1 protein-coding gene is annotated in these 970 nt (G+C 35.4%); it reads right to left on the minus strand.

Annotated elements, in window-relative coordinates; all coding sequences use genetic code 11:
- A partial coding sequence (locus tag ACS8FD_RS17325; RefSeq protein ID WP_439276763.1) for an AAA family ATPase occupies positions 1 to 970 on the minus strand: 970 nt, incomplete at both ends.

The raw sequence follows: 970 nt of genomic DNA on the forward strand, positions 1-970 counted from the left end.
AAAGGGATAATTCGTCTCTTAAAAATATTACCTAATTCAATTTCTTTTTCGTCATCTGAATCCAAGTCTTTCAAAGACCAAAAATACGAGTGACCTATTGTGTGTTCACGATCTAACAGCACCTCAATACGCTGATTCATTACTGTTAATACTTCAGATATGGGAGTCTTATAAACTTCTATGCTATCTAAAAGTTCAGGTTGAGGTAATAGCTCAACAAAATCAAATCGACGGCGTAATGCTAAATCTAGCTGTGCAAGAGATTTATCAGCGGTATTCATAGTTCCCAGTACGTAAAGGTTTGAAGGAACTGAAAATTTCTCTTTAGAATAAGGCAGTATCACTTCGCGCGCATCTGTACCATCTTTACGTTTATCAGGCTCGAGCAATGTAATAAGCTCGCCGAAAATACGAGATATATTGCCACGGTTAATTTCGTCAATTATCAGTATATGGTTATTTGAATCTTTTGCAGAATCACTTATAGATTGGCTATCTAGTGAATAACCTTGATGTTCTAAGCTTTCGGCTAAGTCATTCCATGTAAACCTATCAATCTTATAACAAGTTTTTTGAGTTAAGTTGGTATTATTATTTAAGGCATATATATCAAAATTGATATCTTGTAGTATCCAATTTACCTTACGAGTGTGATGGAACTCGGCAAGACCTTTAAAGCTTGTATCAAACTCATAGTCTGACGTTACTATGCCAATAGCTCTTACAGTGTTTTTATTTTTAAGACAAAGTAATACATCTCCAACTTGAATTTTTTCAGAAAAAACCTTTATAGAAGACTTGTCATTGCTACCAAGTCCTTCAAGATATGACAGTTCTTTTTCTGTGCGCTCAGATATATCAGAGTTCAAGTCTCCAGTATATCCCCAGCCAATTCGAGCCTCACCATTGCTGAAGCAATATCTGTGTAATTCTTTCTGCTCGGAATCACCAAGAGATATCTTCCAAAACT

This window comes from Psychrobacter sp. 1U2 (assembly GCF_051847575.1).